Source organism: Oscillibacter valericigenes (assembly GCF_021531435.1).
GTDB classification, from domain to species: Bacteria; Bacillota; Clostridia; order Oscillospirales; family Oscillospiraceae; genus Oscillibacter; species Oscillibacter valericigenes_B.
In genome coordinates this window covers 62,122-86,351 of sequence record NZ_JAFBIS010000009.1, presented here as the reverse complement: position 1 = coordinate 86,351, position 24,230 = coordinate 62,122, and the positions used below count along the sequence as shown (strand labels likewise).

Genomic DNA, 24,230 nt, shown 5'->3' with positions numbered 1-24,230 from the left:
CTCTCCTGTCATGTCTCATTCTCCGCCGCAGCGAAGCCGGCGGCACGGCCTGTGGCCCAGGCGATCTGAAGGTTGAAGCCGCCGGTATATGCGTCCACATCGATCAACTCACCTGCGAAGTATAACCCCTTTACAAGCTTTGATTCCATGGTCTTAGGATCAATTTCCCCCACCTTGACGCCGCCGGAGGTCACAATGGCGTCCGTCACCGGGCAGGGCCCGGCGATAGCAACGGAAAAATGCTTCAGCAACTGAAGAAGTCCCCGCCGCTGTTCCTTGGTCAGGTCATGGACCTTCTGGTGAGGCGGGATTTCAGATAACTCCACGATGACCGGGATCAGCTTCTGCGGCAGCAGATCATCCAGGGCATTGCAGAAGTCGCTGTTGGCATATTTTGCAAAATCGGACAGAAGCCGCTTGTCGAGCTGCTGCTCGTCCAGCGCAGGCTTCAGGTCGATCTCGATGCGGTACGCCTTTTTCTCGAAACGCCGCATGTGGGCGGAAGCGGACAAAATCAGAGGACCGCTGACGCCGAAATGGGTGAACAGCATTTCGCCGAAATCCGTGTAGATTTTTTTGCCGTTCTCAAATACCGTCAGGCTCACGTTCCGCAGGCTCAGTCCCTGCATCCGGGCACAGTTATTCCCCTGCTCCCGAAGCGGTACCAGTGAACCCTGCAGCGGCGTCACCGTATGCCCGGCCTCCGCCGCCATGCGGTGTCCCTCCCCAGTGGAGCCGGTGGCGGGATAGCTGACGCCTCCGGTTGCCAGAATGACAGCCTCCGCCGGATAACTTCCCTTTTCGCCAGTCACACCGCAAACCATACCGTCCCGGATGTCCAGAGATACCGCCCGGTCCCGGCGCAGAACGACCTTCAAAGCTTTCAGACGCCGCTCCAGGGCGCCGCTGATGTCAAAAGCCCGGTCGGACACCGGGAACACCCGGTTCCCCCGCTCCGTTTTCAGCGGAACGCCCAGGCTTTCGAAAAACGCTTTGGTATCCCGGCCATCAAAGCGGGAAAAGACGCTGTATAGGAATTTGCCGTTTTTCGGCGTGTTCGCCAGCAGTTCCTCCAGCCCCGCGTCGTTAGTAACGTTGCAACGACCCTTTCCGGTGATGTTCAATTTTTTACCCAGCCGTTCATTGGGCTCCAGCAGGGTCACGTGGGCGCCCTTCTCCGCCGCGGAGATGGCGGCCATCATGCCGGCGGCGCCGCCGCCGACCACTACGATCTCTTTACTCATCATCCATCTTTCCGAATACGCCGTATTCGTTCCAAATGTCCTCCAGCTCCGCGAAGGTGGTGGCCACATCTGTTCCCATGCGGTGTGCCAGTGCCACCAGCAGCGCGTTAATGAGGGACAGGGGCGCCACCATGGAATCCACAAAGGAGATCATCTCACAGGGCGCCAGCAGCGCCGCATCAGACATCTGGTAGACCGGAGACAGTTCATTGTCGGTGATGGCAATGATGCTGGCACCACGGTCCTGGGCGAATTTTACCGTATTCATAGTCACCTTGGAGTACCGGGGAAAGCTGATGGCAAGCATCACATCCTCCGGCCCGATGCGGAAGAGCTGCTCGAAGATCTCTCCCGCCGCGTTGGACTGCACCAGCGTCACATTCTCGCACAGCAGGTGCATGTAAAAATTCAAATATCCGGCCACAAAGGAAGAAGATCGGACACCGAGAATATAGATATGGCGGGCTCCCATGATACGCTCCACCACATTGTCAAACTCCGTCCGGTCCGCCTCGGCCACGATCTCCCGCAGCTTGTCGATATCGGACTGCAAAACGGCGCCCAGCAGGTCCTGGCGATCAAAAAGGTCGCCTGCCGCCTGGATGCGCTGCGTGGAGGTCAGGCGGCTGCGGATCATCTCCTGCAAGGCCCGCTGCATACTGGGATAGCCGTCGTAGCCCAGCTCCGAAGCAAACCGCACCACGGTGGATTCGCTGACACCTACCAGTTTGCCCAGCTTGCTGGCGGTCATAAAAGCGGCTTTATCGTAATTCTCCAAAATATAGCCGGCGATCCGTTTCTGACCCTTGGAAAACCCGCTCATACTGCTCTCTATCGTATGTAAAATACTCTTTGCCACGGTCTTTCCCTCCGTGTCTGTCTATCATCTGGAGGCTGTTTGTTTGCCTCCGACATTATAAAAATCAGACCATTGTCTGATTTTCAACGCTTTTCAGTATAGCACACAAGCAAGGAAAAGAAAATGTTTTTTGCGAGTTTTTTTCTGCCTCTTGCAAAAAGAAGGATAAGCAGCCGCAGTCCGCGGTTGTTTATCCTTCCTGCAGGGCTTTTACTTCCTCCGGCATCAGATAACGCCATGCTCCTACCGGCAGATCGCCCAGTTCCAACGTGTGCTCTTTCACCCGCCGCAGGCGTTTCACCGTCAGGCCGCAGGCAGCGCACATCCGCCGGATCTGGCGGTTTTTGCCCTCATGGATGGTCATGGAAAGCTCCGCCGTCTCCCTGCCCTGCCGCAGGACTTCCACCCGGGCCGGGCGGATCGACTCCCCTTCCAGATCCGTCAAGGACGCCAGCCGCGCCGCGCAGCCCTGCACGGGGCCATAGACGGAAACTTGATACGTCTTATCTATCTCACCGCTGGGATGGATGAGCCGCTGCATCAGCGCTCCATCGTTGGTCATCAGCAGCAGTCCCTCGGAATCCAGGTCCAGACGGCCCACGGGATACACCCGCGCGCCGCAGTCCCGCACAAGGTCCGCCACTGTTTTCCGGCCTTCTTCATCGGAAAGCGTGGTGACATATCCCCGTGGCTTGTTCAGCAGGAGATACACCGGCTCCGCTGGGCCGGAAATGGGCTTGCCGTCCAGCCGGATGTCATCTTTTTCCGGGTCGGCCCGCCGACCCAGCTCCGCCGGAATGCCGTTGACCGTGACCCGGCCAGCCGCGATGTAAGCCTCCGCCGCCCGGCGGGAGCATACCCCGGCGGCGGAAAGCAATTTTTGCAGTCGTTCTTCCATCTGTCAATCCTCATCGGAAAAGGAAAACCCTCGTTTCAGTGTTGCCATGGCGGACTCCAGCTTCGGCGGGACGGATTCGCCGCACAGCAGCTCCACCCGGCCCACTTCCCTGCCATCCAGGGTAAATACGGCTTCTCCGGCCCTGCTGCCGGCCATCACAGGAGCTGTCAGAGGCGTATCCAGTTCCACACGCATCTCCAGCTGTTCCCCCTCCGCCAGCGGCCAGGAAAAGCTCTCAGCCGCCGCCAGGGATACGGTATCCCGAAGCCCGTCCTTCACAGGCGCCTGGTACAGCGTTTTGCCCAGAATTGCCGCCCTGTGAGCGGGATAGGTGGAAAAGCCGTAGTTATACAGCGCCTCATGGTCCGCCCAGTCGTTGCCGTCCTGGAGCGTCACCGCCACCAACCGCTGTCCGTTTCGCTCACAGCAGCTTACCAGCGTCCGGCCAGCGGCCCGGGTATATCCGGTCTTGAGGCCCAGGCAGCCGTCCACATACCGCAGCAGCTTGTTGTGGTTCGTCATGGTACGTCCGCCGATGGTAACGCTCTGGGTGGAGGCGATGCGGAGCAGTGTTTCGTTCTTCACCGCGGCACAGGCCAGCTTCGCCATGTCCCGTGCGGTGGAATAGTGGTCCTCCGCGTCAAGGCCATTGGGATTTGCAAAGGAGGAATCCTCCATTCCCAACTCCCGGGCCGTTTCATTCATCAGTTTTACAAAGCACTTCTGACTGCCGCCCACATGGTCCGCAATGGCCACTGCAGCGTCGTTTCCGGAGCAAAGCATCAGCCCGTAGAGCAGCGCCTCCAGGGTCAGCTGTTCCCCCTCTTTCAGGTACATGGAGGATCCCTCCGTCAGCGTGGCCTCCCGCTTGACCGTGACCACATCCGACAGATTTCCCTCCCGGATGGCCACCAGCGCGGTCAGGATCTTCGTGGTGCTTGCAATCAGCATCCGGGCGTCGGCGTTCTGCTCATACAGCACCCGGCCGCTGTCCGCATCCATCAGGATCGCGGAGGCGGCAGAGGTCCCCACTGCTTTTGCCTGACAAGGGAATATACTGAACAGCAGCCATGCTGCCATAAAAAATGCCGGAATACGCCGGTGCATACCGCCATCACCTCATTTGTTCACAGTGATGGTAGTATACCCCTCTCAGAGCGTTTCTTTTGCTTCTTTCTTGTCGAAAAATTTTTCCACTTTATCCATGATATCCGGCGCCATGTCCACGATGCGGTCCACGGTGGACGCGGGAGGCACGGCTACCGGCAGGACGCGGGTAGTTCCATCCTTGATGACCAGGAACGCCACAGGGTCGATCTTGACGCCGGCGCCCGCGCCGCCGCCGAAGTTCTCCTTCGGGGCTTTGCCATAATCTCCGCCGCCGCTGCCAAAGCCGAAGCTGACCTTGGAAATGGGGATCAGGGTCACGCCGTCCGGGGTAGTGATGGGCTGGCCGACAATGGTGTTGGTATCCACCATCTCCCGCACCTTTTCCATCGTGGTGCGCATCATATCGCTCAGTGGGTTCTTGTTCTCCATCTTGTTTTCCATCTATGACCATCCTTTCTCAAGCTGTTGCCGCTTTTGGCTCCGGCGGCTGCTTTTTTTGTTTTTTCCGATAACGAAGGAACCATTTCAGTGCCGGGAATGCGACGGTGGCGCCTACTGCCAGCAGCGTGCCGACTCTGGCCGTAACGCCAAGCTCTCCCTCAACTTTCGTCTCAGATGCATTGAAATCGATCCCTATATGGATATGGGGCTCAGGAATGACCAGCAGCCGCTCCAGCACAGGCATGACCGCCCAGACACCGGCGTGAGCTTCCCCATACAGCTGCGCGGCGGCAGCCGGGTCCTCTTGGCCGCCCAGGGTCACGCACAAGTCCATCGGGTGGATGCGCACTCCCCGTCTGGTGCGGTTCAGCGCCCGCTTCAGCGGCGGCCAGAGAACGGATACCGCCTCCCGGATATCCGCCATGGAAGGCTTGGGAAAACACGGCTTTTTTTCTGCTTTTTCCTCCGATTTTTCTGCTTCTTTCGGTTTTTTTGCCCGTTTTTCCCTCTTTTTATCCTGTTTCTTGCCGGGCAGGATATGGATGCGGAAGGGGCCGATCTTGGCATCCAGCGCAAGCGCATCGCCGAATACCGCATAGACACCCACCCGGGTCAGGCACAGCAGCACAAGCAGCGCCAGCAAAATGCCCAGTATCCACAATACGACTGTCAATGCATCTCACCTCCCGCCAAAGCTGTTATGAATGTTTATTCTTCTGGCGCTTCGGTACCGGATTCCGGGAAAGCGGCCTCCTCCGGCGTATCGGCGCCGGTGATCTCCGCCTCCTCAGCGGGGTCTACAATCTGGCCGTCCTCATTCAGGCGCATCTGTCCCTCCCCGCCCAGGTCCGGCATTTCCGGCAAGTCCTCCAGGCTGGTCAAATGGAAGGCCCGCAGGAACTGCTTGGTGGTGCGGTACAGCCGGGGCCGGCCGGGCACCTGGAGCCGGCCGCATTCCTCGATCAGCTTTCGGTCCAAAAGAAGCCCAATCGTATAAGAGCTGTCCACGCCCCGGATCTGGTCCACATAAGCCCGGGTGGTGGGCTGGTAATAGGCGATGATCGTCAGCACTTCCAACGCCGGCTGGCTCAGCTTGGCGGGCTTGCGAATCTCAAAAGCCTTGCGGATGACATCCGCGTAATCCGGTGCGGAGCAAAGCTGCCAGCTATCCTCAATGTGCAGCAGGCGGATACCCCGGCGCTCATAGGCGTAGTAGTCCATCAGCTTTTGAAGCACCTGCTCCACGGTGGGGCGGTCCATGTCCAGCGCCACGCAGATGCGCTCCACGTGCACAGGCTCCCCGGACGCGAACAGGATGCCCTCAATAGCGGATTCGATTTCTTTCATCTCCATGCTTTCCATGGCAGTCTCCTTCTGTGAATTACAGCATCAGATTGTCCGGCAGCTCGCCTTCCTGACGGACGGTGCAGTCCGTCTCAGAACCAGCCAGCCGCAGCACACGGGCCCGGCAGAGCTCCAGCACTGCCAGAAATGTCGCCACGATCTCGCTGCGGCTCCGATTGTTCCGGAACAGCAGTCGAAACCGGGTGATGCCGTGTTCCTTGAGCTGTCGAATAATTTCCCGGGCCTTGCTCTCCACAGGATAGGGCTCGTGCTGAACAATATCCTGAAAAGCGGCCTTGGGCGGCGGCAGGGCGCGTTCCGCCCGGTTCTGGATCTCCGCCATGGCAAGCACCAGATCCGCCCGCTCCTGATCGTATTCGTAGATTTTGCCCCGCTTCACCGGCTCCGGGTTCCGGGTGATGATATTGCGGCCAAACTCCCCCATGGGACCCAGCTTGGCAGCCAGGGTCTTGACGCGGATATAATTCTCGTTCCGGCGCCGCTCCTCCAGGGATTGGATCAGGGCGTCCATCTCGCTCTGGGCCTCTTCATCCTCGATGGACAGCAGCATCCTGGTCTTGATATACACCAGATGGGAGGCCATGGTGACGAATTCGCTGGCCACCTCCAGATCCATCTTCTGCCGCTGCTCCAGCCACAGAAGATACTGGTCGCAGATCAGGGAAATAGAGATGTCCTGGATCTCCATCTTGTTCTTGCTCAGCAAAAACAGGATCAGGTCCAGAGGCCCTTCAAAGTCCTGCATCTCCTCCGTCCGGGAGCGGACCACTTTTTCCAATTTAAATACAGGGTTTTCCAAAAAGCCCACCTCAATAGATCAAGTTGAAAAATACCTCATACACCCGCATAATGGCGCCGCTGATAAAACCGCCGGAAATCCCCAGGAGGGACAGCGCCAAGAGCAGCAGCATCCCGTACCGCTCATACCGCATCAGCTTCACATACGTCTGGTCCGGCAGCAGCACCGCAATAACCTTGGAGCCATCCAGCGGCGGGATGGGAATGAGATTGAACAGCCCCAGACCGATAGACAAAGGCGCCGCTGTGTAAAGGCAGAAGGTAAAAAGCACATCCAGCGCCGCGGAATAAGGGGCGTAAAGGTAAATCATTTTACTGATGAACATGAGGAGCAGCGCCAGCAGAAAATTGGAGACCGGCCCAGCCAGTGCTGTCAGGGCCATGCCCTCCTTCGGTTTCTTGAAATACCGGGGGTCCACCGGCACCGGCTTTGCCCAGCCAAATCCTGCCGCGAACATCATAAACAGGCCGAACCAGTCGATATGGTGCAGCGGATTCAGGGACAGCCGGTGCATGGATTTGGCGGTGGGGTCGCCCAGTGCATAGGCCGCCAGTCCATGGCAGGTCTCATGAACGGTCAGACACAGCAAGACAGCCGCCACACGGAGGACGGCGTCCAGCAGGGAAACCATGTCCAACGCCCGAAATAATTCCTGAAGATAATGCAGCATAGCGCGCTCCAACTCATAATAGCCCAAAATATAGGAGTATTATACCAGTTCACGCCACTAAATACAAGGAAAATCCCGTATTTTGCTTACGGAAGCAAAAAAGGCGGACGCATACGCGTCCGCCCTTTCAATGTTGGAAAGATTAAGCCTTCTTCACCATGGAGGCGATCTCCTCGGCGAAGTTCTCCTGCTTCTTCTCAATGCCCTCGCCCTTCTCGAAACGCACGGCGTCCTTGAAGGTGATGGTGCCGCCCAGCGCCTTGGCGGCGGAGGCGATATACTTCTCAATGGACATGGAGTTGTCCTTCACGAACTCCTGCTGCAGCAGGCAGTTCTCGGCATAGAACTTGTTCAGCTTGCCCATGACGATCTTCTCGCGGACCTGCTCGGGCTTGTTGGCCATCTTGGGATCGTTGGCCATCTGGACCATCATGATCTTCTTCTCCTCGGCCAGGACGTCCTCAGTGACCTGAGCCTTATCCCAGAAGCGGGGATTCAGAGCGGCGATCTGCATAGCCACGTCCTTGCCGACTTCCTCCACCTTCTCGGCGGGCAGGTCGGTCTCCAGGTTCACCAGCACGCCGATCTTGCCGCCGGCGTGAACATAGGAAACGGACACGCCGTCAGCGAAGCGGGCGAAACGGCGGACCTTGATGTTCTCGCCGATGACGAGGACCATCTCCTGCTGCTGCTGCTCCACGGTCAGGTCAGTGTCAACATACTTGCAGGACATCAGGGCCTCCAGGTTGGCGGGGTTCTCCTTGGCCACGGTGGCGGCCACGCCCTTGACAAAGTTCACGAACTTCTCGTTCTTGCCCACGAAGTCGGTCTCGGCGTTGACCTCGACCACGACGCCCACGCCGTCCACGACGGTAGCGTAAGCCATGCCCTCGGCGGCGATACGGCCGGCCTTCTTGGCGGAAGCGGCCATGCCCTTCTCGCGCAGCCACTCGACGGCCTTATCCATGTCGCCGTCGGAGGCGGTCAGAGCCTTCTTGCAATCCATCATACCCACGCCGGTCATTTCGCGCAGGTTCTTCACATCAGCTGCGGTAAAAGCCATTTTATTTTCCTCCAATATCTTGATACAAGCGCGCCGCGCTTGAAACGTCCTGATTACTCAGCGTCCTCAGCAGCCTTCTCCTCGGCGGCCTCGGCGGTCTGCTCGCCCTGCTTGCCCTCCAGCACGGCGTTGGCCATGATAGAAGAGATCAGCTTGATGGCGCGGATGGCATCGTCGTTGCCGGGGATGACATAGTCGATTTCGTCGGGATCGCAGTTGGTATCGGCGATAGCGACCACGGGGATGCCCAGCTTGTGGGCCTCGGCGATGGCGTTGCGCTCCTTGCGGGTATCCACGATGAACAGGGCGCCGGGCAGCTTCTTCATTTCCTTCACGCCGCCCAGATACTTCTCCAGCTTCTCGATCTCGCCCAGGTGCTTCATGACTTCCTTCTTGGGCAGCATATCGAAGGTGCCGTCCTCCTGCATGGCCTTCAGCTGGTTCAGACGGTCCACACGGGTACGCATGGTCTTGAAGTTGGTCATCATGCCGCCCAGCCAACGGGCGTTGACATAGTACTGGCCGCAGCGGGTAGCTTCCTCACGGATGGCCTCCTGAGCCTGCTTCTTGGTGCCGACGAACAGCAGGGACTGGCCGCTCTCGCTCAGCTGACGGACGAAGTTGTAAGCCTCCTCCAGCTTGCGGACGGTCTTCTGCAGGTCCACGATATAGATGCCGTTGCGCTCAGTGTAGATATAGGGGGCCATCTTGGGGTTCCAGCGGCGGGTCTGGTGACCGAAGTGGACGCCTGCCTCCAGCAGGGCTTTCATGGATACGACGTTAGAATTTGCCATGTTTGTTTGTTCCTCCAAATCAATTTCGTTTTTACCTCCGGCGGCTTCATCCCCTCTGCTGACCTAGGTTTTGGGGACCCGGGCACGAACAGAAAGTCGACGCACCGTGCGGAATGCTGAAATATAATATCACAGCTGTATGGTCAATGCAAGTATTTTTTCCAAGAAATATCTGAAAATACAGAGGTTTTTCCCGGTTTTCACCGCTCAGAATTTCCGGCGGCGCCTCCGCTCCAGATTCGGGTCCCGCCGCTGGAAGGGCTTGTCGATGAGGATGATGTCATCCCCGATGCGCTGGATGCAGTCCCAGGGGATGTAAAACTCCTCTCCCCTGCCGAACAGCCCGAAAAAGCGGCAGGGGCCAAAGACCACGATAGCCACCACCTGACCCTCCGGCACCTTGACATCCACATCCCCCACAAAACCCAGCCGGCAGCCATCGCAGATGTTGATGACCTCTTTACACCGCAAGTCTCTGATCCTGCACTGCATCGCGCATCCCTCCTTGTGGAAAGCTTATGCGGCGGGGCGTCTGTCCTATGTGCCCAGAATGTGACAAAAGCTCCCAGTATAGGAAAAATCGGCTCTGGCAATACTGCTCACAGAAGTTTACAAGAGGCAGGGGGCGGTTTTCGATGCAGGGAAAAGTCGAGATCGCGGGAGTCAACACGGCGAAGCTGAAGGTTTTGAAAAATGATGAGACCATGGAACTGCTGCGGCGGACAAAGGAGGGCGACCAGGAGGCCCGCCGCCAGCTCATCGAGGGAAACCTGCGGCTGGTACTGTCCGTCATCCAGCGGTTCGCCGGACGGGGCGAAAACGCGGATGACCTGTTCCAGGTGGGCTGCGTGGGGCTCATCAAGGCCATTGACAATTTTGACATCACCCAGCCGGTGAAATTTTCCACCTACGGCGTGCCTATGATCATCGGAGAGATCCGGCGCTACCTGCGGGACAACAGCTCCATCCGGGTATCCCGGAGCATGCGGGATACGGCCTACCGCGTCCTTCAGGCCAGGGACCGGCTTATTGCGGAAAGCCAGCGGGAGCCGACTGTGGAACAGATCGCCAGGGAGCTGAGCCTTCCCCGGGAGGAAGTGGTTTTCGCCATGGACGCCATCGTGGACCCGGTCTCCCTGTATGAGCCGGTGTATTCTGACAGCGGCGACGCCATCTGCGTCATGGATCAGGTCAGCGACACCCGGAACACCGACGAGCTGTGGACGGACCGTATCGCTCTGAAGGACGCCCTTGCCCGGCTGGACGAGCGGGAACGGCGCATCCTGTCCCTGCGGTTCTACGAGGGAAAGACCCAGATGGAGGTCTCCGCCGAAGTTGGAATTTCCCAGGCCCAGGTCTCCCGGCTGGAAAAGGGCGCCATCAATACGATCAAGAAGAATATTTGAGAAAAAAAGAGACCCAAATCGGGTCTCTTTTCCATTTTACTGTAATTTACGGCAGGTGTGGATGATTGCGGCGGTGGAGATGATAAACGTCAGCGCATCGGACACCGGCATGGACCACAGCACGCCGTCCAATCCCAGAAATACCGGAAGCAGCAGGGCGAAACCGACGCCGAACACCACCTCACGCACCATGGACAGCACCGTGGACAGCAGAGCCTCTCCCAGGGACTGCAGGTAGATGAAGGTCGCCTTGTTGACGCAGGCAAAGGGCAGCAGGCAGAGGTAGACGCGGAAAGCCTTGACAGCAAACTGCGTATAGTAGACGCTCTCGTTGGAAGCGCCGAAAATTTGAATCAGCTGTCCGGGCAATAGCTCCGCCGCCAGCAGCGCCGCGATGCCCACCACTGCCTCCGCCGTCAACAGGTAGCGAAATAGTGTCCTGGCCCGGTCTTTCCGGCCGGCGCCGATATTGTAACCAACAATTGGAATACAGCCCGCGGCCATGCCTACCACAATGGAAATGACGATCTGGAAGAACTTCATCACAATGCCCACCACAGCCATAGGGATCTGGGCATACTCCGCCTGGCCGAAAATGGGGTCAAGTGCGCCGTATTTGCGGATCATGTTGTTGATGGCCGCCATAGCTGCCACCAGGGAGATCTGGGACAGGAAGCTGCAAACGCCCAGGGGGATGAAGTGTCGGATCACCGTCCAGTCCGGCCGGAAGCTCTCTTTCTCCAGATGGATCGCCTTCATATGGAAGAGATACCAGATAGCCAGAAACGCTGTCAGAACCTGTCCTAGCACAGTGGCAACCGCCGCGCCCATCATGCCCCAGCGGAACACGAAAATAAACACCGGGTCCAGAATGATGTTTACCAGTGCGCCGGCCAGCGTGGAGCTCATGGCAAACCGGGGGCTGCCGTCGGAACGGATGATGGGGTTCAAAGCCTGACCGAACATATAGAACGGCAGGCCCAGGGTGATATAGAAGAAATACTCCTGAGAATGGTAAAACGTCTCCTCGTTCACGCGGCCGCCGAACGCGGTCAGGATGCCGTCACTGAACAACAGATAGATGGCCGTCAGGACCAGGCCCGATACCACAGACAGCGCCACAGCGTTGCCCACGCTTCTGCCCGCGTGCTTCTGGTTCCGGCTTCCCAGGCAGATGCTGACATAGGCACAGCAGCCGTCGCCGATCATCACCGCTATTGCCAGCGCCACGACGGTCAGGGGAAAGACCACCGTGTTAGCGGCGTTGCCGTAGGAGCCGAGGTAGTCGGCGTTGGCAATAAAGATCTGGTCCACAATGTTGTAAAGCGCCGCTACCAGCAGTGAAATGATGCAGGGGATGGCGTACTTCCCCATCAGCTTTCCCAGTTTTTCCTGTTCCAAAAAGCTGTTGGCCGATTCGTTCATAGTGTTTCCTCCTTCAAAAAAGCGCAAAAAAAAGCGTGCCGCGCAACCGGATTTACGCAGTTACGCTACACGCTGTATACATGATTATAGCATTTTTCCCGAAAACCGCAAAGGAAGTTTTGCACAAATCGGCCAGAAGAAAATTGACGAAAGCGGTGAAAAAGCGTATGATATTTCAAAAATATAGCAAGGAAGAGGTTTGTCATGGATTATCAGAAAATGGCAGAATACCGCAATACCAACAATCCCTATGTCCAGCGGCAAAATGTCCTGGTGGAAGAAATCGGCCCAGGCTATGCCCGGGTCACGAAAGCCGTCACTCCGGAGGATGTCAACCCCTTGGGCGTGCCCCACGGGGGCGTCTATTTTACCATGGCGGATACCGCCTGCGGCTCCGCCATGGCCTCTTACGGATATAAGGCCGTCACCATGAACGCCAATTACAATTTCTTCCACAGCGCCAATGTGGGAGATCTTCTGACCGCGGAGGCAAAGGAAGTGAAGCACGGGCAAACGGTCTCTGTTTTTGATGTGCGTATCACCAATCAGAAAGGGACCCTGCTGGGTACAGGGACTTTTACTTTTTACCAGCTCCCCGAAAAGCTTGATATTTAAAAACACCGCCGCTTTTCAACATGAAAAGCGGCGGCGCTGTTTTATTTCTTGAAGCTGTCTTTCAGAGACACACTGCGGTTGAACACCAGGTGCTCCGGCGTGGAGTCCTTGCTGTCCAGGCAGAAATAGCCCAGGCGCATGAACTGGAAGGACGGGGCGGTCCTGCCCTTCTTCTCCGTCTGCTCATAGCTTTCAGCGGCGGCTTTCAGGCCAGCTTCCACCTTGCAGCCCTGGAGAACTTCCAGGGAATCCGGGTTCAGGCAGTCGATGAAATCCTTGTCCGCACCGTCGGGATCGGGGTCGGTGAACAGATAGTCGTACAGGCGGACCTCGGCGTCAATGGCAGTGGCGGCGTCCACCCAGTGGATGGTGGCGCCCTTCACCTTCCGGCCATCGGCGGGGTCACCGCCGCGGCTGTCGGGATCGTACTCGCACAGGACCTCGGTAATATTTCCGTTCTCGTCCTTCACACAGCCGGTGCAGGTGATGAGGTAGGCGCCCTTCAGACGGCACTCAGGGCCGCCCGGGAACAGCCGCTTGTACTTGGGCACCGGGGTCTCCAGGAAGTCGTCGGCCTCGATATACAGGTTTCTGGAGAAGCTGACCTCCCGGGTGCCGGCGGCGGGGTCCAGGGGATTGTTCTCCACGGTGACGGTCTCGGTCTTGCCCTCGGGATAGTTGGTGATGGTCAGCTTGATGGGCCGCAGAACGCCCATGACACGCTCCGCCGTCTCGTTCAGGTCCTCCCGCAGGCAGTGCTCCAGGAAGCCGTAGTCCACGGTGGAGTCGGCCTTGGACACGCCGATGCGGTCGCAGAAATTGCGGATGGACTTGGCGGTGTAGCCCCGGCGGCGCAGGCCGCAGAGGGTGGGCATCCGGGGGTCGTCCCAGCCGGAGACGCGGCCCTCCTCCACCAGACGGCGGAGCTTCCGCTTGCTCATGACGGTGTAGTTGATACCCAGGCGGGCGAACTCGATCTGCCGGGGATGACAGGGCACGTCGACATGCTCGATGACCCAGTTGTACAGGGGCCGGTGGGCCTCATATTCCAGGGAGCAAAGGCTGTGGGTGATGCCCTCCAGAGCGTCCTGAATGGGATGGGCAAAGTCGTACATGGGGAAGATGCACCACTTGGTGCCCTGGCGGTGATGCTCAATGTAGCGGATGCGGTAGATGACAGGGTCCCGCATATTGAAGTTGCCGGAGGCCATGTCAATCTTGGCCCGGAGAGTGTACTTGCCCTCGGGGAACTCGCCGTTTTTCATCCGCTCGAACAGGTCCAGGCTCTCCTCGATGGGACGGTCCCGCCAGGGAGACTTGCCGGGAACGCCGATGCTGCCCCGGTACTCCTTGAACTCCTCGGGAGACAGCTCGCAGACATAGGCCAGCCCCTTTTTAATGAGGCCAACGGCCAGTTCATAGGTCTTCTCAAAATAATCGGAGCCGTAGAACATCCGGTCGTCCCAGTCAAAGCCCAGCCAGTGGATGTCATCCTGGATGGCGTCCACAAACTCCGTGTCCTCTTTGGCGGGGTTGGTGTCGTCGAACCGCAGATTGCAGATGCCGTCGAACTTTTCGGCGGTACCGAAGTCGATGGTCAAGGCCTTGCAGTGGCCGATGTGCAGATAGCCGTTAGGCTCCGGCGGAAACCGGGTGTGAACGGTCATGCCCTCAAACTGTCCGCCGGGGGCGATGTCCTCCTCGATAAAAGCATGGATGAAGTTCCGGCTCTCGGGTACTTCCTCCTGCATAGTCTTGATTTCGTCAGCCATGGCTGTCAGTCCTTCCTGTTTATCAGCATAGGACTGTATTATACAGAATCTCTTTAAAAATTGCAAGGGCAATCAGCTATTTCAGGCCAGGAGCCAGTCCTCCGCCACATCCCGCAGGGTCACCGGCGTGACCGTCCCCCGGATCATCGTGTCCAGCAGCACGGAGACACCCTTCTGAGATGGTGTGATGTCAGGGACATCCACTCTTTCCTCACCGTACTCCACGCCAATTCCATAAGTTTCCGTTTCGTTGACCTGTTCCTCAACCAGAAGATAATACCGTACTGGCAGTTCCCGGCAGCCTGCCGTACCGGCTAATATTCTGCGCATCGGAATCACTCCTTTCTGATTCAACAAAATATCACTTCTCCTTGACACATTTTGTCGAATCATGTCGGAGTGGAAATTCAAAGTGTGTAAAACAGTTGCCTATATGGGAAAATCATCCATTTTCTAACAACTTTTTAGCGAATTCCAAAAAACTCTCCCGACTGTACAGGAGGTTCAGCGCCTCCAGCAGCCCGTTGGCCGTCAGGTGCTCCGGCAGCTCCAGTTCCCGGAGGATCGCCTGACGCTTCGCGGCGCTGTCCGGCCCGCCGGTGAGCCCCAGTTCGAATAAGTCCGCTTTGGTGATGGGCTCTCCAGCAGCCCCGGTCCCGTTTTCTTCATCCAGAAAGGTAGCTCCCGCCCGCGCCAATGCCGCCAGAAGGACATCGGGCTTCATGCCCTCCACGCCCAGCTTGCCCTCCTTGCCGGGAGTGCGCTTGCGGCGCTCCTTTCCGTAAATGTCCGGGATATACGCCTGCTTCACAAGCTCTTTCGGCAGAGCGCCTTTCAGGTAATTGCGGATGACGAAGCCCGCGCCGTCGCTGTCCGTCAGGACGATGAGCCCCTGTTTTTCCGCCAGACGGCGGAGAAAGGCCAGCTTCTCCTTATCGTTGAACACGGAAAAGCCGCCCAGGGTAATGACAGTGGCATCCACCACCTGGCTGAGGGCGTTTTTGTCGTAGCGGCCCTCCACCACGATGACCTCTTTGACCTTTTTCATTTCCGCTTCGCCCCCAGCCGCACCAGCAGGAGCTTCAGCTCCCCTGCCGCATCGATCCCTTTCTCGCTCTTCATCCGGCGGTCCAGCACCTGGCACATCTTCACCGCGTCGGCGCACCAATCGGCAGTGGTCCGTTTGGCGGCGCTGAGCAGGAGCTTGGCGGGATAGTCCGACTTCATGTCCCACAGCTCCATCAGCCAGTATTTATCCTTGCCGCTGTCGATGGCCAGCCGGGCGGTGTAAATACGCCGGAGCTGGCTGCCCAGGGCCGCCAGGATCATAATGGGCTCCGTCTGCATTTTCAAGAGGTCTCCCAAAATGGACGCCGCCAGGTCATAATTGCCCTGGAGCACCGCATCACTGAGCTTGAACACCTCCGCTGACAGCACCGGGTCCGCCACGTCGTCGATGTCCTTCTGCGTAATCGCCTTTCCCTTAGCGTAGGCGGCGATCTTGGAGATCTCGGGTACCAGCCCGGTCATCAGGCCGCCGCAGGTGAAGATGAGATACTCCGCTGTCTGGCGGTCGATCTCCTTGTCCAGCGCCCGGAAGCGGCGGGCGATCCAGGCTATGAGGTCATTGCTGTCCTGGGCCTGGAACTCCACCGCCTGCACATGGTCTCCAATGGCCTTGCACAGCTTTTTCATGGTCTTGTTGGGCTTGTAGGCCACGGTGTCGTAGACGAACACCAGGCAGCAGTAGGGCGGAATATCCTCCAGCAGGGCGATCAGCTTCTCCCGCTGCTCCTCTCCCAGTTTGAAGATGTCGAAGTCCGTGACCACGATGAGAGTCCGCTCCGACAGCATGGGCATGGCCTCCGCCATCTCCGTCAGGGCCTGGACGGTCAGGTCCTTGCCCTCCAGACGGTGGTAGTTGAATTCCTCAAATCCGGCGGGCACCAACTTTTTTCGCAGCTCTCCCAGGTAGTATTCCCGCAGGTAGCTCTCCTCGCCGTAAAAAATATAGGCGCAGCCCACCGTCCCGGCGGACAGGTCGGCTTTGAATTTCTGATATGCCTCGCTGCTCTTTGGAGGCTTTTTCGCGTATGCCATGTCGTTCTCCTCAATTCAGTGATAAGTGGATCGTTCCCTGCATATCCGTGCGGTAGATGGCACAGCCGTGCTCCGCCAGACGCCGCATCGTCTCGTCCGCGGGATGGCCGTAACTGTTGCTGCCGACGCTGATACAAGCGGTCTCCGGGGTCAGGGCGTCCAGCAGGTCGTTGGATGTGGAATATTTGGAGCCGTGATGCCCTGCCACCAAAACTTCAATGTCCGGCAGGTCATAGGCCTCCAGAAATTTTCGTTCCGTGGCGGCGTCCATGTCGCCGGTGATCAGGATGTCCGCGTCTTCGGCGGAAGCCAGAACGGAGAGGCCCCGTTCATTGTCCTCCCCTTCCCCTACCGGCGGCAGCACCGTCAGAACGGCTTTCCCCATGGGGAGCTCCGTTCTGCTTTCCACAGTCTCCACCGTGACGCCGTGTTCACGGGCAAGCTCCAGAATTTCGCCGCCCAGACCGTCATCTGCCAGCTCCGGCACCAGCAGAGTGTCCACGTCCATCCGGGCCAGCAGGCTTCGGACGCCGCTGATATGGTCGGAATCGTAGTGGGTCAGCACCAGACGGTCCAGCTTCCGGCAGCCCATGGCCCGCAGATGCTGGCTGGCTATTTCGCCCGGGCCGTACCAACTATTGCCGCTGCCGCAGTCCACCAGAGTAAAATCTCCGCCGGAAGCCAGCAGAACGCATTGCCCCTGGCCTACGTCCAGCACCTTGACGTCCAGGCCGGCGTGATACCGCCACTCCCCCAGCTTGACGGTCAGCGCCAGGGTCAGGCAAGTCAGGATGGCCGCCAGGGCGTACTTCCGTCGGGGTGCTTTCCGGCGCAGCCAGGCCGTCAGGAACAGGATATAGGCATAGGCCAGCCAGTATTTCAGATATGGATTCGCAAAATACGCCGCGTGGTATGGAATTTTCGCCAGCAATCCCGCCATAAGCAAAATATACCGGGTCAGCAGGGCCGGTACCACCGCCAGCAGCTTTGCCGGCGGCAGGCAGAAAAAGCCCAGCAGGACCGTCACCAGCTCCAGCACAAACACACCGCTGGCGGCCCACAGGCACAGCAGATTGCTCAGGGGCGAGATCAGCGTCAGCGTGCCGAAGTACCAGCCGGACAGGGGCACCGTGAACACCAGAGCACCCATGGTAGCGGAAAAGCCAGCCGCCAGGAAGCGGGTCACCCGGTTCCCTTTCCTGCCGTGCATCAGCAGGCGGTACAGCCTTGGCGTCAGGAACAGGATGCCCGCCATGGCGGTAAAGGACAGCTGCAGGCTGATGGACGCGGCGGCAAAGGGATTTGCCAGCAAAATCAGGAACAGGGCCGCAAGCAGGGCCGTGGGGCCGTCGCTGTCCCGGCGGCAAACCGGCGCAGCCAGCAGAAAGGCCAGCATGACGCAGGAGCGCAGGACGGAGGGGCTCCCCCCGGTGAGGGCCGCGTAGAACGCCAGCAGCGGCAGAGCGCACAGTGCCGTGAGACGACGGCGGTGTTTTCCTGTCAGATAGGTCACCAGCGCCAGCAAGAAGCCGCAGTGCATCCCGGAAACCGCCAGAATGTGGTACAGTCCCGCCTCCGACAGCGCCGCGGCGCCCTCATCGGAAAGCCGGGACTTGTCTCCTGTCAGGATGGCGGTCAGGAACCCGGCTTCATCGCCCATGAACAGCTCCGCAATGCGTGACTGCATGGCGCGTCCCATCCGGACGGGCCACCAGCGGGGCGAAGCGGAAGTACCCTCGCCGTAGGACGCCTCTCCCCGGCGGTAGGCCAGCAGGAACACGCCCTTGGAAGTGAAAGAAGTCACATCGTCGTCCCGGATACGGGCGGCGCTTTGCAGCTGGACCAGGTCCGTGACAGTCTGCCCCGGCTCCAGTTCCAGCAGTTTCTCTTCCCCGTAATAGACAGCCTTGCCGGGAAAGTCCTCCAGCCGGACAGTGACTTTGGCGCCGTAACCAGTGGAAATGGCATAATCACAGAGGGTCATGGTCATCTCCCGCTGGGTCCCCGCCAGCTCCTCCATGGGCCGCTGCACCTGCCGGATATAGAGCCAGTCATAACCGAAAGCCAACGCCAGCCCCACACCCACCAGCAGCACACGGCGGCCCGTATCATTTCGGAGAAACAGCCTGCCGAACGCCAGCACAAAAGCAGCCGCTCCGCAGGGCAGCAGCCATTCCACCGGCAGCAGGTACTGCGCCAGAAAGATGCCCAGGGCGAACGCGCCCGTGAACGTGGCCAGGATTCTCATTTTCCCTTGGGCGGCGTGGGGTCATCCGTGCGGCCCAGCAGGTAATCGGTGCTGACTTTGTAGTAGTCGGCCAGCTTTACGACCACCCATGCCGGCGTTTCCCGTTCTCCGCCTTCATAGCGGCGGTAGACGCTCCGATGCATATTCAATACATCTGCTACCTGCTGCTGTGTTTTGTCGTGATCCTCGCGTAAATCCCGGAGGCGTTTGATCTCCATAAATATCACCCAGCAAAATGTTACCAATTGGCAACATGCCACGGGGTAATTGTGCCCATTCGGAGCCACAAAATGTATCATAGCATGACTTCCGTTCAATATCCAGAAAATTTGCGTGGATTACAAATTGTTACCGTTTTTTCATTGACATGCCCAAATCACACAACTATGATGATGATAAGAAACGGCAAAATGCCGCAATTTGGAAAGGAGCATATGTATGAAGCGTTTTCTCACCCTGCTGTGTACCACGCTGCTTTTAACCGTGGCACTGTGTGTGACCGCGTCCGCTTCCGACTTTGACGCCGTGGCCGAGGACCTGTCCGCCATCGGTATGTTCCGGGGAACCGGCAACGGCTTTGAGCTGGACCGCGCCCCCACCCGCTCCGAGGCCGCCATCATGCTGGTACGGCTCTACGGCGCCGAGGATACCGCCAAGGCCGCCTATGAGTCCGGAGAGATCAAGCATCCCTTTACCGACGTCAGCGCATTCACCTCCCCCTATGTCGCCTGGCTGTACACCAACGGTATCACCAACGGGACCACCGCCACCACCTTCGGCTCCGCCAACAAGTGCAGCGCCCAGAACTATGTGGTCTTCCTGCTGCGGGCTTTGGGCTACAAGGACGGCACCGATTTCCAGTATGCCGACGCCCTGACCTTCGCCAAGGAGAAGGGGTTCTATGATGCCGTCATGTTCCCCGGCGACTTCCTGCGGGATGACCTTGCCGCCCTCACATATCAGGCCCTGGCCGCCGACATGTCCGACGGCAAGACCTATCTGCTGGACAGCCTGGTGAAGTCCGGCGCCATCGACGCCAAGGCCGCCCAGCCCTTGACCGAAAAAATTGAAGCGTACCGGGCGATGACAACGGCTATGGACGCCATGGATGACGACGCAATGGATGTGGACATGGATGTCAAGATGAACATGACCATGACCGCTGACGGCGAGACCATGACGGTCCCCTCCGCCATCAAGGGCAACATGAAAATGATCATGGACGGCGCCAACATTCAGATGGCCTACACCACCGAGACCACAGCCGAAGGCGAAACGGTCAAGGTAAACATGTGGATGAAGGACGGCTATGCGTATGTCTCAACCAGCATGGCTGGCGAAGAGCTGAAGGTGAAATATTCCGTGGAGGACCAGATGGCCGCTATTAACAGCCTGTCTATGGTGGATGTGACCGCGATGGACGTCAGCGGCCTTGCCATGCTGGATTCCGTGTCCTCCAGGAAGGTTGGCTCCAACACGGAGTACACCATTGTCATCGGCGAAGGCGTGAACAGTATGCTGGCCGGTGTGATGGGCATGCTGGGCGATGAGACTGACGGTCTCGATATGCATTTCGGCAAAATGACCGCCACCTACACCGTGGACAGCAAGGGGAACATGAAGAAGGTCGCCATGAACTTTACCGCCTCCATGAAGATTGATATGCCTCTGGAGGACGGTCAGGCTATCTCCATGTCTGCGGATTATGACTACGACATGCTGATGACCGTCAATGCCACCGGCAAGGCCGTGAAGATCACCTTCCCCGACTTCTCCGGTTATGAGGAGATCGATCCCAGTCAGATGGGCGAAGCTGCCGCCTGACAAACCGCAAAAAAACAGCGCCTCGATTCGAGACGCTGTTTTTTATTTTAATCATTTTTGGCAGGACATGTGCCTGCCAAAAATACGTTGACCCAGCCGCCTTGGGCGGCGTTCACCAGTGACGCGGCGTCACTGGTGAGGGGGAATTTAAAGGGGAGACGGATGTCCCCCCTTTAAGTGCGTCAGCACAAATCAGCCCGGAGGCCAGGTCATATCCCGGCCCGCCAGCACATGGAAGTGCAGATGGGGTACGGACTGCTGCCCGGCCTCGCCGATGTTGGACACCACGCGGTAACCGGCCTCGGCAAAGCCAAGTTCCTTGGACAGCTTGGCAATGACCTCGAAGATGTGGGCCACCACGGCGCTGTTTTCCGCCGTGATCGCGGAAACCGAGGTGATATGAGCCTTGGGGACCACCAGGAAATGGGTCGGGGCCTGGGGTGCGATGTCGTTAAAGGCATAGCACAGGTCATCCTCATAGACCTTGCTGCTGGGGATCTCCCCGGCGATAATTTTGCAGAATAAGCAGTCAGACATGTCAAATAGCCTCCCTTCTGGTGAAAATCTCTCAGATAAACTGATTATGCACGGGATCGTACCGGTAGTCAAGCCCGGACAGCGTGTGGCGGATGGCCACCTCGTCGGCGTCCAGCGCGGCGCAAAGGTCGGAAAGGCTCTCATACTCGTCACGGAGCTTTGTATTGATAAAGCTCAGTAGGATCACAGGGTCTTTCGGGATCATGGGCAGTCCTCCGTTACGCTTTTTTCTTTCCGGAAGTCTGGCTGATCTCCGGATGGACCTCCGCCAGCCAGGAGCAAAACTCCGCCGTCATGGTTCAGCCCAGCTTAGCGGCCACAAAATCGTCCACGGAGGCCAGGGCGTCATCCAGCTTCAGCATATCGGTGCCGCCGCCCATGGCGCTGTCGGGCTTGCCGCCGCCCTTACCGCCGCAGATGGCGCAGACGTTCTTTACCAGGTCGCCGGCCTTGATGCCCTTGGCAACGGCTTCCTTGCCGCAGATAGCCAGGAAGGTGATCTTCTCACCGTTGATGGCGGCCAACACCGCTACGACAGCAGGCTCCTTATCCCGAAGGAAGTCACCCATCTGGCGCAGGCCATTGGCGTCCATGCCGTTGCGGACGGCGGTCAGGACCTTCAATCCGCCCACATCCTTGGCGGCAGTCAGGAACTGACGGGCCTCGCCCAGAGATGCCTCCGCCTTGAACTTGTCCAGCGTATGACGCATCTCCTTCATTTCGTTGAGCTGCTGGTCGATTTTATTCTCCAGCTCGCCGGGGTTGGTCTTGAGCATCTGGGCGGCGTGGAACAGCACCTGCTGGTTACGGTTCACGGTCTCCAGGGTCAGTTTACCCACGGTGGCCTCAATACGGCGGACGCCGGAGGCAATGGACGCCTCGCTCTTGATGCGGAAGGGGCCTGCCTTGGCGGTGTTGTCCAGATGGGTGCCGCCGCAGAACTCCATGGAGAAATCGCCCATCTCCACCACGCGGACGGTCTCGCCGTACTTCTCGCCGAACAGGGCCACGGCGCCCTTCTTCTTGGCCTCCTCAATAGGTAGGATCTCCGTGACCACGGGATAGCCCTCCAGGATCGCGTCGTTTACCAGGCGGTCGATCTCGCTGAGCTGCTCCGGGGTGATAGCCTCGAAGTGGGTGAAATCGAAGCGCAGGCGGTCGGGCTCCACCAGAGAACCGGCCTGATGCACGTGGTCACCCAGGACCTTCTTCAGGGCAGCGTCCAGCAGATGGGTGGCGCTGTGGGCACGCATGATGGCCTTGCGGCGTTCCGTATCAATGGAGGCAGTAATGAGTTTGCCTACCTGGAACTCGCCGGAGACCACCTTGCCGTAATGCATGAACTTTCCGCCCTTGTTTTTCAGGACGTTGGTCACTTCAAACCTGGCGCCCTTCGCGGTGGTGATGACGCCGTGGTCGGCCACCTGGCCGCCCATCTCGGCATAGAACGGGGTCTGATCCAGCACCAGGATGGCGTCAGCGCCGGAGACTACCTCGTCCCGCAGCTCCTCGTCGGCCACGATAGCCAGGATCTTGCCGTCAGCCTCATTGTGGTCATAGCCCACAAACTCGGTGGCAGGCATTTCGGAGCCGAACTCGATACCGGCCCAGCCCAGGTCGCCCAGCGCCTCCCGGGCCTTGCGGGCGCGGACACGCTGCTCCTCCATCTCACGGTCGAAGCCTTCGCGGTCCAGAGTCATGCCCTCATCCTCCACCATCTCGGCGGTCAGGTCGATGGGGAAGCCGTAGGTATCGTACAGCTTGAAAGCGTCAGCGCCGGAGAACTCAGTCTCGCCCTTGGCCTTGTGAGCCGCCAGCAGATCGGTGAAGATCTTCATGCCGCCGTCGATGGTCTTGGCGAAGTTTTCCTCTTCGGTGCGGACGACCTTGGTGATATAGGTCTGCTTTTCCCGCAGGTCGGGATAGGCGCTCTCGTTCTCGTGGATGACGGTGTCCACCACCTCATACAGGAAGGGCTTCTCCACGCCGAGGAGCTTGCCGTGGCGGGCAGCCCGGCGCAGCAGACGGCGCAGCACATAGCCCCGTCCCTCGTTGGAGGGCAGGATGCCGTCGCAGATCATCATAACGGAGGAACGGATGTGGTCGGTGATGACACGCAGGGAGACATCGGTCTTGTGGCTCTCGCCGTAGTGGGCACCGGTGATCTCGCTGACCTTGTTGGTGATGTTCATGACGGTGTCCACATCGAACAGGGAGTTTACGTTCTGGCACACGCAGGCCAGACGCTCCAGGCCCATGCCGGTGTCGATGTTCTTGTGGGTCATCTCTGTGTAGTTGCCCTCGCCGTCGTTGACGAACTGGGAGAACACGTTGTTCCACACCTCGATGTATCGGTCACAGTCGCAGCCCACGGTGCAGCCGGGCTTGCCGCAGCCGTGCTCGGGGCCGCGGTCATAATACACCTCTGAGCAGGGACCGCAGGGGCCGGCGCCGTGCTCCCAGAAGTTGTCCTCCTTGCCGAAGCGGAAAATGCGTTCGGCGGGGATGCCGATGTCTTTGTTCCAAATCTCGAATGCCTCATCGTCGTCCAGGTAAATAGAGGGATACAGGCGGTCCTCCTCCAAGCCCACGACCTTCGTCAAAAACTCCCAGCAGAAAGGAATGGCGTCCTTTTTGAAGTAGTCACCGAAGGAGAAGTTGCCCAGCATTTCAAAGTAGGTGCCGTGGCGGTCAGTCTTGCCGATGTTCTCGATGTCACCGGTGCGGATGCACTTCTGGCAGGTGGTGACACGGTTCCGGGGAGGTTCTTCCTCCCGGGTGAACCAGGTCTTCATGGGGGCCATGCCGGAGTTGATCAGCAGCAGGGACTTGTCGTTGGCGGGAGGGATCAGGGAAAAGCTGGGCAGCCGCAGATGGCCCTTGCTCTCAAAATAGCTGAGGAACATCTCCCGAAGTTCGTTCAGCCCGTGGTAGGGATGTGCCATAATGTTTCTTCCTCCTATGTTGATTTTATTGTTGACATCAAAAAAGCCTTCACCCCATGTTAGGGGCGAAGGCTTGCTTCACGGTACCACCCTAATTATCCCCTTTGCAGGGGCA

25 protein-coding genes are annotated in these 24,230 nt (G+C 58.6%); 3 read left to right on the top strand and 22 right to left on the bottom strand.

Features of this window, described 5'->3' with window-relative positions; translation table 11 throughout:
* Positions 1-8: 8 nt before the first annotated feature.
* From JQM68_RS06925 to JQM68_RS06870, 12 genes are all read right to left on the bottom strand, one after another.
* On the bottom strand, positions 9-1,244 hold the full coding sequence (locus JQM68_RS06925) for a BaiN/RdsA family NAD(P)/FAD-dependent oxidoreductase (protein ID WP_235222269.1): 1,236 nt from the start codon (positions 1,242-1,244) through the stop codon (positions 9-11).
* On the bottom strand, positions 1,237-2,103 hold the full coding sequence (locus tag JQM68_RS06920; protein WP_235222268.1) for a MurR/RpiR family transcriptional regulator: 867 nt from the start codon (positions 2,101-2,103) through the stop codon (positions 1,237-1,239). Before JQM68_RS06920 ends, JQM68_RS06925 begins: the two co-directional genes overlap by 8 nt.
* 190 nt (positions 2,104-2,293) lie before the next feature.
* Entirely contained in the window at positions 2,294-3,001 is a 708-nt protein-coding gene (locus tag JQM68_RS06915; protein ID WP_235222267.1) for a pseudouridine synthase, read from the bottom strand.
* 3 nt (positions 3,002-3,004) lie between these two features.
* On the bottom strand, positions 3,005-4,081 hold the full coding sequence (locus tag JQM68_RS06910; RefSeq protein WP_235222266.1) for a D-alanyl-D-alanine carboxypeptidase family protein: 1,077 nt from the start codon (positions 4,079-4,081) through the stop codon (positions 3,005-3,007).
* A 72-nt stretch (positions 4,082-4,153) separates the two neighbouring features.
* Entirely contained in the window at positions 4,154-4,552 is a 399-nt protein-coding gene (gene ytfJ, locus JQM68_RS06905; protein WP_235222265.1) for a GerW family sporulation protein, read from the bottom strand.
* A gap of 16 nt (positions 4,553-4,568) precedes the next feature.
* The gene (locus JQM68_RS06900) at positions 4,569-5,180 is read right to left on the bottom strand and encodes a DUF2953 domain-containing protein (RefSeq protein ID WP_235222264.1); all 612 of its coding nucleotides are present in this window, start codon (positions 5,178-5,180) and stop codon (positions 4,569-4,571) included.
* Between the two features lie 80 nt (positions 5,181-5,260).
* Entirely contained in the window at positions 5,261-5,914 is a 654-nt protein-coding gene (gene scpB, locus JQM68_RS06895; protein ID WP_235222263.1) for an SMC-Scp complex subunit ScpB, read from the bottom strand.
* Positions 5,915-5,933: 19 nt separating this feature from the next.
* A complete protein-coding gene (locus JQM68_RS06890) occupies positions 5,934-6,716 on the bottom strand; it encodes a segregation and condensation protein A (protein WP_235222262.1) in 783 nt (260 codons plus the stop codon).
* Positions 6,717-6,726: 10 nt separating this feature from the next.
* On the bottom strand, positions 6,727-7,386 hold the full coding sequence (locus JQM68_RS06885; RefSeq protein WP_235222261.1) for a site-2 protease family protein: 660 nt from the start codon (positions 7,384-7,386) through the stop codon (positions 6,727-6,729).
* Positions 7,387-7,528: 142 nt separating this feature from the next.
* A complete protein-coding gene (gene tsf, locus JQM68_RS06880) occupies positions 7,529-8,449 on the bottom strand; it encodes a translation elongation factor Ts (RefSeq protein WP_235222260.1) in 921 nt (306 codons plus the stop codon).
* 53 nt (positions 8,450-8,502) lie between these two features.
* On the bottom strand, positions 8,503-9,243 hold the full coding sequence (gene rpsB, locus JQM68_RS06875) for a 30S ribosomal protein S2 (RefSeq protein WP_235222259.1): 741 nt from the start codon (positions 9,241-9,243) through the stop codon (positions 8,503-8,505).
* A 207-nt stretch (positions 9,244-9,450) separates the two neighbouring features.
* On the bottom strand, positions 9,451-9,735 hold the full coding sequence (locus JQM68_RS06870; protein WP_235222258.1) for a YlmC/YmxH family sporulation protein: 285 nt from the start codon (positions 9,733-9,735) through the stop codon (positions 9,451-9,453).
* A gap of 143 nt (positions 9,736-9,878) precedes the next feature.
* Here JQM68_RS06870 and sigG point away from each other — a divergent pair, with 143 nt between their 5' ends.
* Positions 9,879-10,649 (top strand): RNA polymerase sporulation sigma factor SigG, encoded by a 771-nt coding sequence (gene sigG / locus JQM68_RS06865; protein WP_235222257.1) that lies wholly within the window; start codon positions 9,879-9,881, stop codon positions 10,647-10,649.
* A gap of 36 nt (positions 10,650-10,685) precedes the next feature.
* Here the strand turns inward: sigG and JQM68_RS06860 are convergent, their stop codons facing one another.
* A complete protein-coding gene (locus JQM68_RS06860) occupies positions 10,686-12,074 on the bottom strand; it encodes an MATE family efflux transporter (RefSeq protein ID WP_235222256.1) in 1,389 nt (462 codons plus the stop codon).
* A 204-nt stretch (positions 12,075-12,278) separates the two neighbouring features.
* Here JQM68_RS06860 and JQM68_RS06855 point away from each other — a divergent pair, with 204 nt between their 5' ends.
* Complete coding sequence (locus tag JQM68_RS06855) at positions 12,279-12,689, top strand: PaaI family thioesterase (protein ID WP_235222255.1); 411 nt, start codon at positions 12,279-12,281, stop codon at positions 12,687-12,689.
* 41 nt (positions 12,690-12,730) lie between these two features.
* On the opposite strand, the gene JQM68_RS06850 is transcribed toward JQM68_RS06855, so the two are convergent.
* The 6 genes from JQM68_RS06850 to JQM68_RS06825 form a co-directional block, all read right to left on the bottom strand.
* Complete coding sequence (locus tag JQM68_RS06850) at positions 12,731-14,461, bottom strand: glutamine--tRNA ligase/YqeY domain fusion protein (protein ID WP_235222254.1); 1,731 nt, start codon at positions 14,459-14,461, stop codon at positions 12,731-12,733.
* Positions 14,462-14,542: 81 nt separating this feature from the next.
* Positions 14,543-14,791, bottom strand: coding sequence for a DUF6514 family protein (locus JQM68_RS06845; protein ID WP_235222253.1), 249 nt, complete (start codon positions 14,789-14,791; stop codon positions 14,543-14,545).
* A gap of 112 nt (positions 14,792-14,903) precedes the next feature.
* Positions 14,904-15,509 (bottom strand): toprim domain-containing protein, encoded by a 606-nt coding sequence (locus tag JQM68_RS06840; RefSeq protein WP_235222252.1) that lies wholly within the window; start codon positions 15,507-15,509, stop codon positions 14,904-14,906.
* Positions 15,506-16,561, bottom strand: coding sequence for a DNA polymerase III subunit delta (holA, locus tag JQM68_RS06835; protein WP_235222251.1), 1,056 nt, complete (start codon positions 16,559-16,561; stop codon positions 15,506-15,508). Before holA ends, JQM68_RS06840 begins: the two co-directional genes overlap by 4 nt.
* A gap of 10 nt (positions 16,562-16,571) precedes the next feature.
* Complete coding sequence (locus JQM68_RS06830) at positions 16,572-18,809, bottom strand: DNA internalization-related competence protein ComEC/Rec2 (RefSeq protein WP_235222250.1); 2,238 nt, start codon at positions 18,807-18,809, stop codon at positions 16,572-16,574.
* On the bottom strand, positions 18,806-19,027 hold the full coding sequence (locus JQM68_RS06825) for a helix-turn-helix domain-containing protein (RefSeq protein ID WP_235222249.1): 222 nt from the start codon (positions 19,025-19,027) through the stop codon (positions 18,806-18,808). The genes JQM68_RS06830 and JQM68_RS06825 overlap by 4 nt, the downstream gene beginning before the upstream one ends.
* Before the next feature lie 220 nt (positions 19,028-19,247).
* Here JQM68_RS06825 and JQM68_RS06820 point away from each other — a divergent pair, with 220 nt between their 5' ends.
* Entirely contained in the window at positions 19,248-20,633 is a 1,386-nt protein-coding gene (locus tag JQM68_RS06820) for an S-layer homology domain-containing protein (protein WP_235222248.1), read from the top strand.
* A 192-nt stretch (positions 20,634-20,825) separates the two neighbouring features.
* Here JQM68_RS06820 and JQM68_RS06815 read toward each other — a convergent pair whose 3' ends face one another.
* The 3 genes from JQM68_RS06815 to alaS form a co-directional block, all read right to left on the bottom strand.
* Positions 20,826-21,170, bottom strand: a complete 345-nt coding sequence (locus tag JQM68_RS06815; RefSeq protein ID WP_235222247.1) for a histidine triad nucleotide-binding protein — start codon at positions 21,168-21,170, stop codon at positions 20,826-20,828.
* A 31-nt stretch (positions 21,171-21,201) separates the two neighbouring features.
* On the bottom strand, positions 21,202-21,375 hold the full coding sequence (locus tag JQM68_RS06810; protein WP_412758460.1) for a DUF4250 domain-containing protein: 174 nt from the start codon (positions 21,373-21,375) through the stop codon (positions 21,202-21,204).
* Between the two features lie 94 nt (positions 21,376-21,469).
* Positions 21,470-24,115, bottom strand: a complete 2,646-nt coding sequence (gene alaS / locus JQM68_RS06805) for an alanine--tRNA ligase (protein WP_235222246.1) — start codon at positions 24,113-24,115, stop codon at positions 21,470-21,472.
* Between the last annotated feature and the right edge of the window lie 115 nt (positions 24,116-24,230).

Coding starts and splice junctions, on each gene's coding strand:
- JQM68_RS06815 (WP_235222247.1), bottom strand. CDS start 21,170: ATGTCTGACTGCTTATTCTGCAAAATTATCGCCGGGGAGATCCCCAGC.
- JQM68_RS06830 (WP_235222250.1), bottom strand. CDS start 18,809: ATGAGAATCCTGGCCACGTTCACGGGCGCGTTCGCCCTGGGCATCTTT.
- tsf (WP_235222260.1), bottom strand. CDS start 8,449: ATGGCTTTTACCGCAGCTGATGTGAAGAACCTGCGCGAAATGACCGGC.
- holA (WP_235222251.1), bottom strand. CDS start 16,561: ATGGCATACGCGAAAAAGCCTCCAAAGAGCAGCGAGGCATATCAGAAA.
- scpB (WP_235222263.1), bottom strand. CDS start 5,914: ATGGAAAGCATGGAGATGAAAGAAATCGAATCCGCTATTGAGGGCATC.
- ytfJ (WP_235222265.1), bottom strand. CDS start 4,552: ATGGAAAACAAGATGGAGAACAAGAACCCACTGAGCGATATGATGCGC.
- JQM68_RS06910 (WP_235222266.1), bottom strand. CDS start 4,081: ATGGCAGCATGGCTGCTGTTCAGTATATTCCCTTGTCAGGCAAAAGCA.
- JQM68_RS06870 (WP_235222258.1), bottom strand. CDS start 9,735: ATGCAGTGCAGGATCAGAGACTTGCGGTGTAAAGAGGTCATCAACATC.
- sigG (WP_235222257.1), top strand. CDS start 9,879: ATGCAGGGAAAAGTCGAGATCGCGGGAGTCAACACGGCGAAGCTGAAG.
- JQM68_RS06850 (WP_235222254.1), bottom strand. CDS start 14,461: ATGGCTGACGAAATCAAGACTATGCAGGAGGAAGTACCCGAGAGCCGG.
- JQM68_RS06855 (WP_235222255.1), top strand. CDS start 12,279: ATGGATTATCAGAAAATGGCAGAATACCGCAATACCAACAATCCCTAT.
- JQM68_RS06860 (WP_235222256.1), bottom strand. CDS start 12,074: ATGAACGAATCGGCCAACAGCTTTTTGGAACAGGAAAAACTGGGAAAG.
- JQM68_RS06885 (WP_235222261.1), bottom strand. CDS start 7,386: ATGCTGCATTATCTTCAGGAATTATTTCGGGCGTTGGACATGGTTTCC.
- alaS (WP_235222246.1), bottom strand. CDS start 24,115: ATGGCACATCCCTACCACGGGCTGAACGAACTTCGGGAGATGTTCCTC.
- rpsB (WP_235222259.1), bottom strand. CDS start 9,243: ATGGCAAATTCTAACGTCGTATCCATGAAAGCCCTGCTGGAGGCAGGC.
- JQM68_RS06915 (WP_235222267.1), bottom strand. CDS start 3,001: ATGGAAGAACGACTGCAAAAATTGCTTTCCGCCGCCGGGGTATGCTCC.
- JQM68_RS06845 (WP_235222253.1), bottom strand. CDS start 14,791: ATGCGCAGAATATTAGCCGGTACGGCAGGCTGCCGGGAACTGCCAGTA.
- JQM68_RS06925 (WP_235222269.1), bottom strand. CDS start 1,244: ATGAGTAAAGAGATCGTAGTGGTCGGCGGCGGCGCCGCCGGCATGATG.
- JQM68_RS06810 (WP_412758460.1), bottom strand. CDS start 21,375: ATGATCCCGAAAGACCCTGTGATCCTACTGAGCTTTATCAATACAAAG.
- JQM68_RS06840 (WP_235222252.1), bottom strand. CDS start 15,509: ATGAAAAAGGTCAAAGAGGTCATCGTGGTGGAGGGCCGCTACGACAAA.
- JQM68_RS06825 (WP_235222249.1), bottom strand. CDS start 19,027: ATGGAGATCAAACGCCTCCGGGATTTACGCGAGGATCACGACAAAACA.
- JQM68_RS06820 (WP_235222248.1), top strand. CDS start 19,248: ATGAAGCGTTTTCTCACCCTGCTGTGTACCACGCTGCTTTTAACCGTG.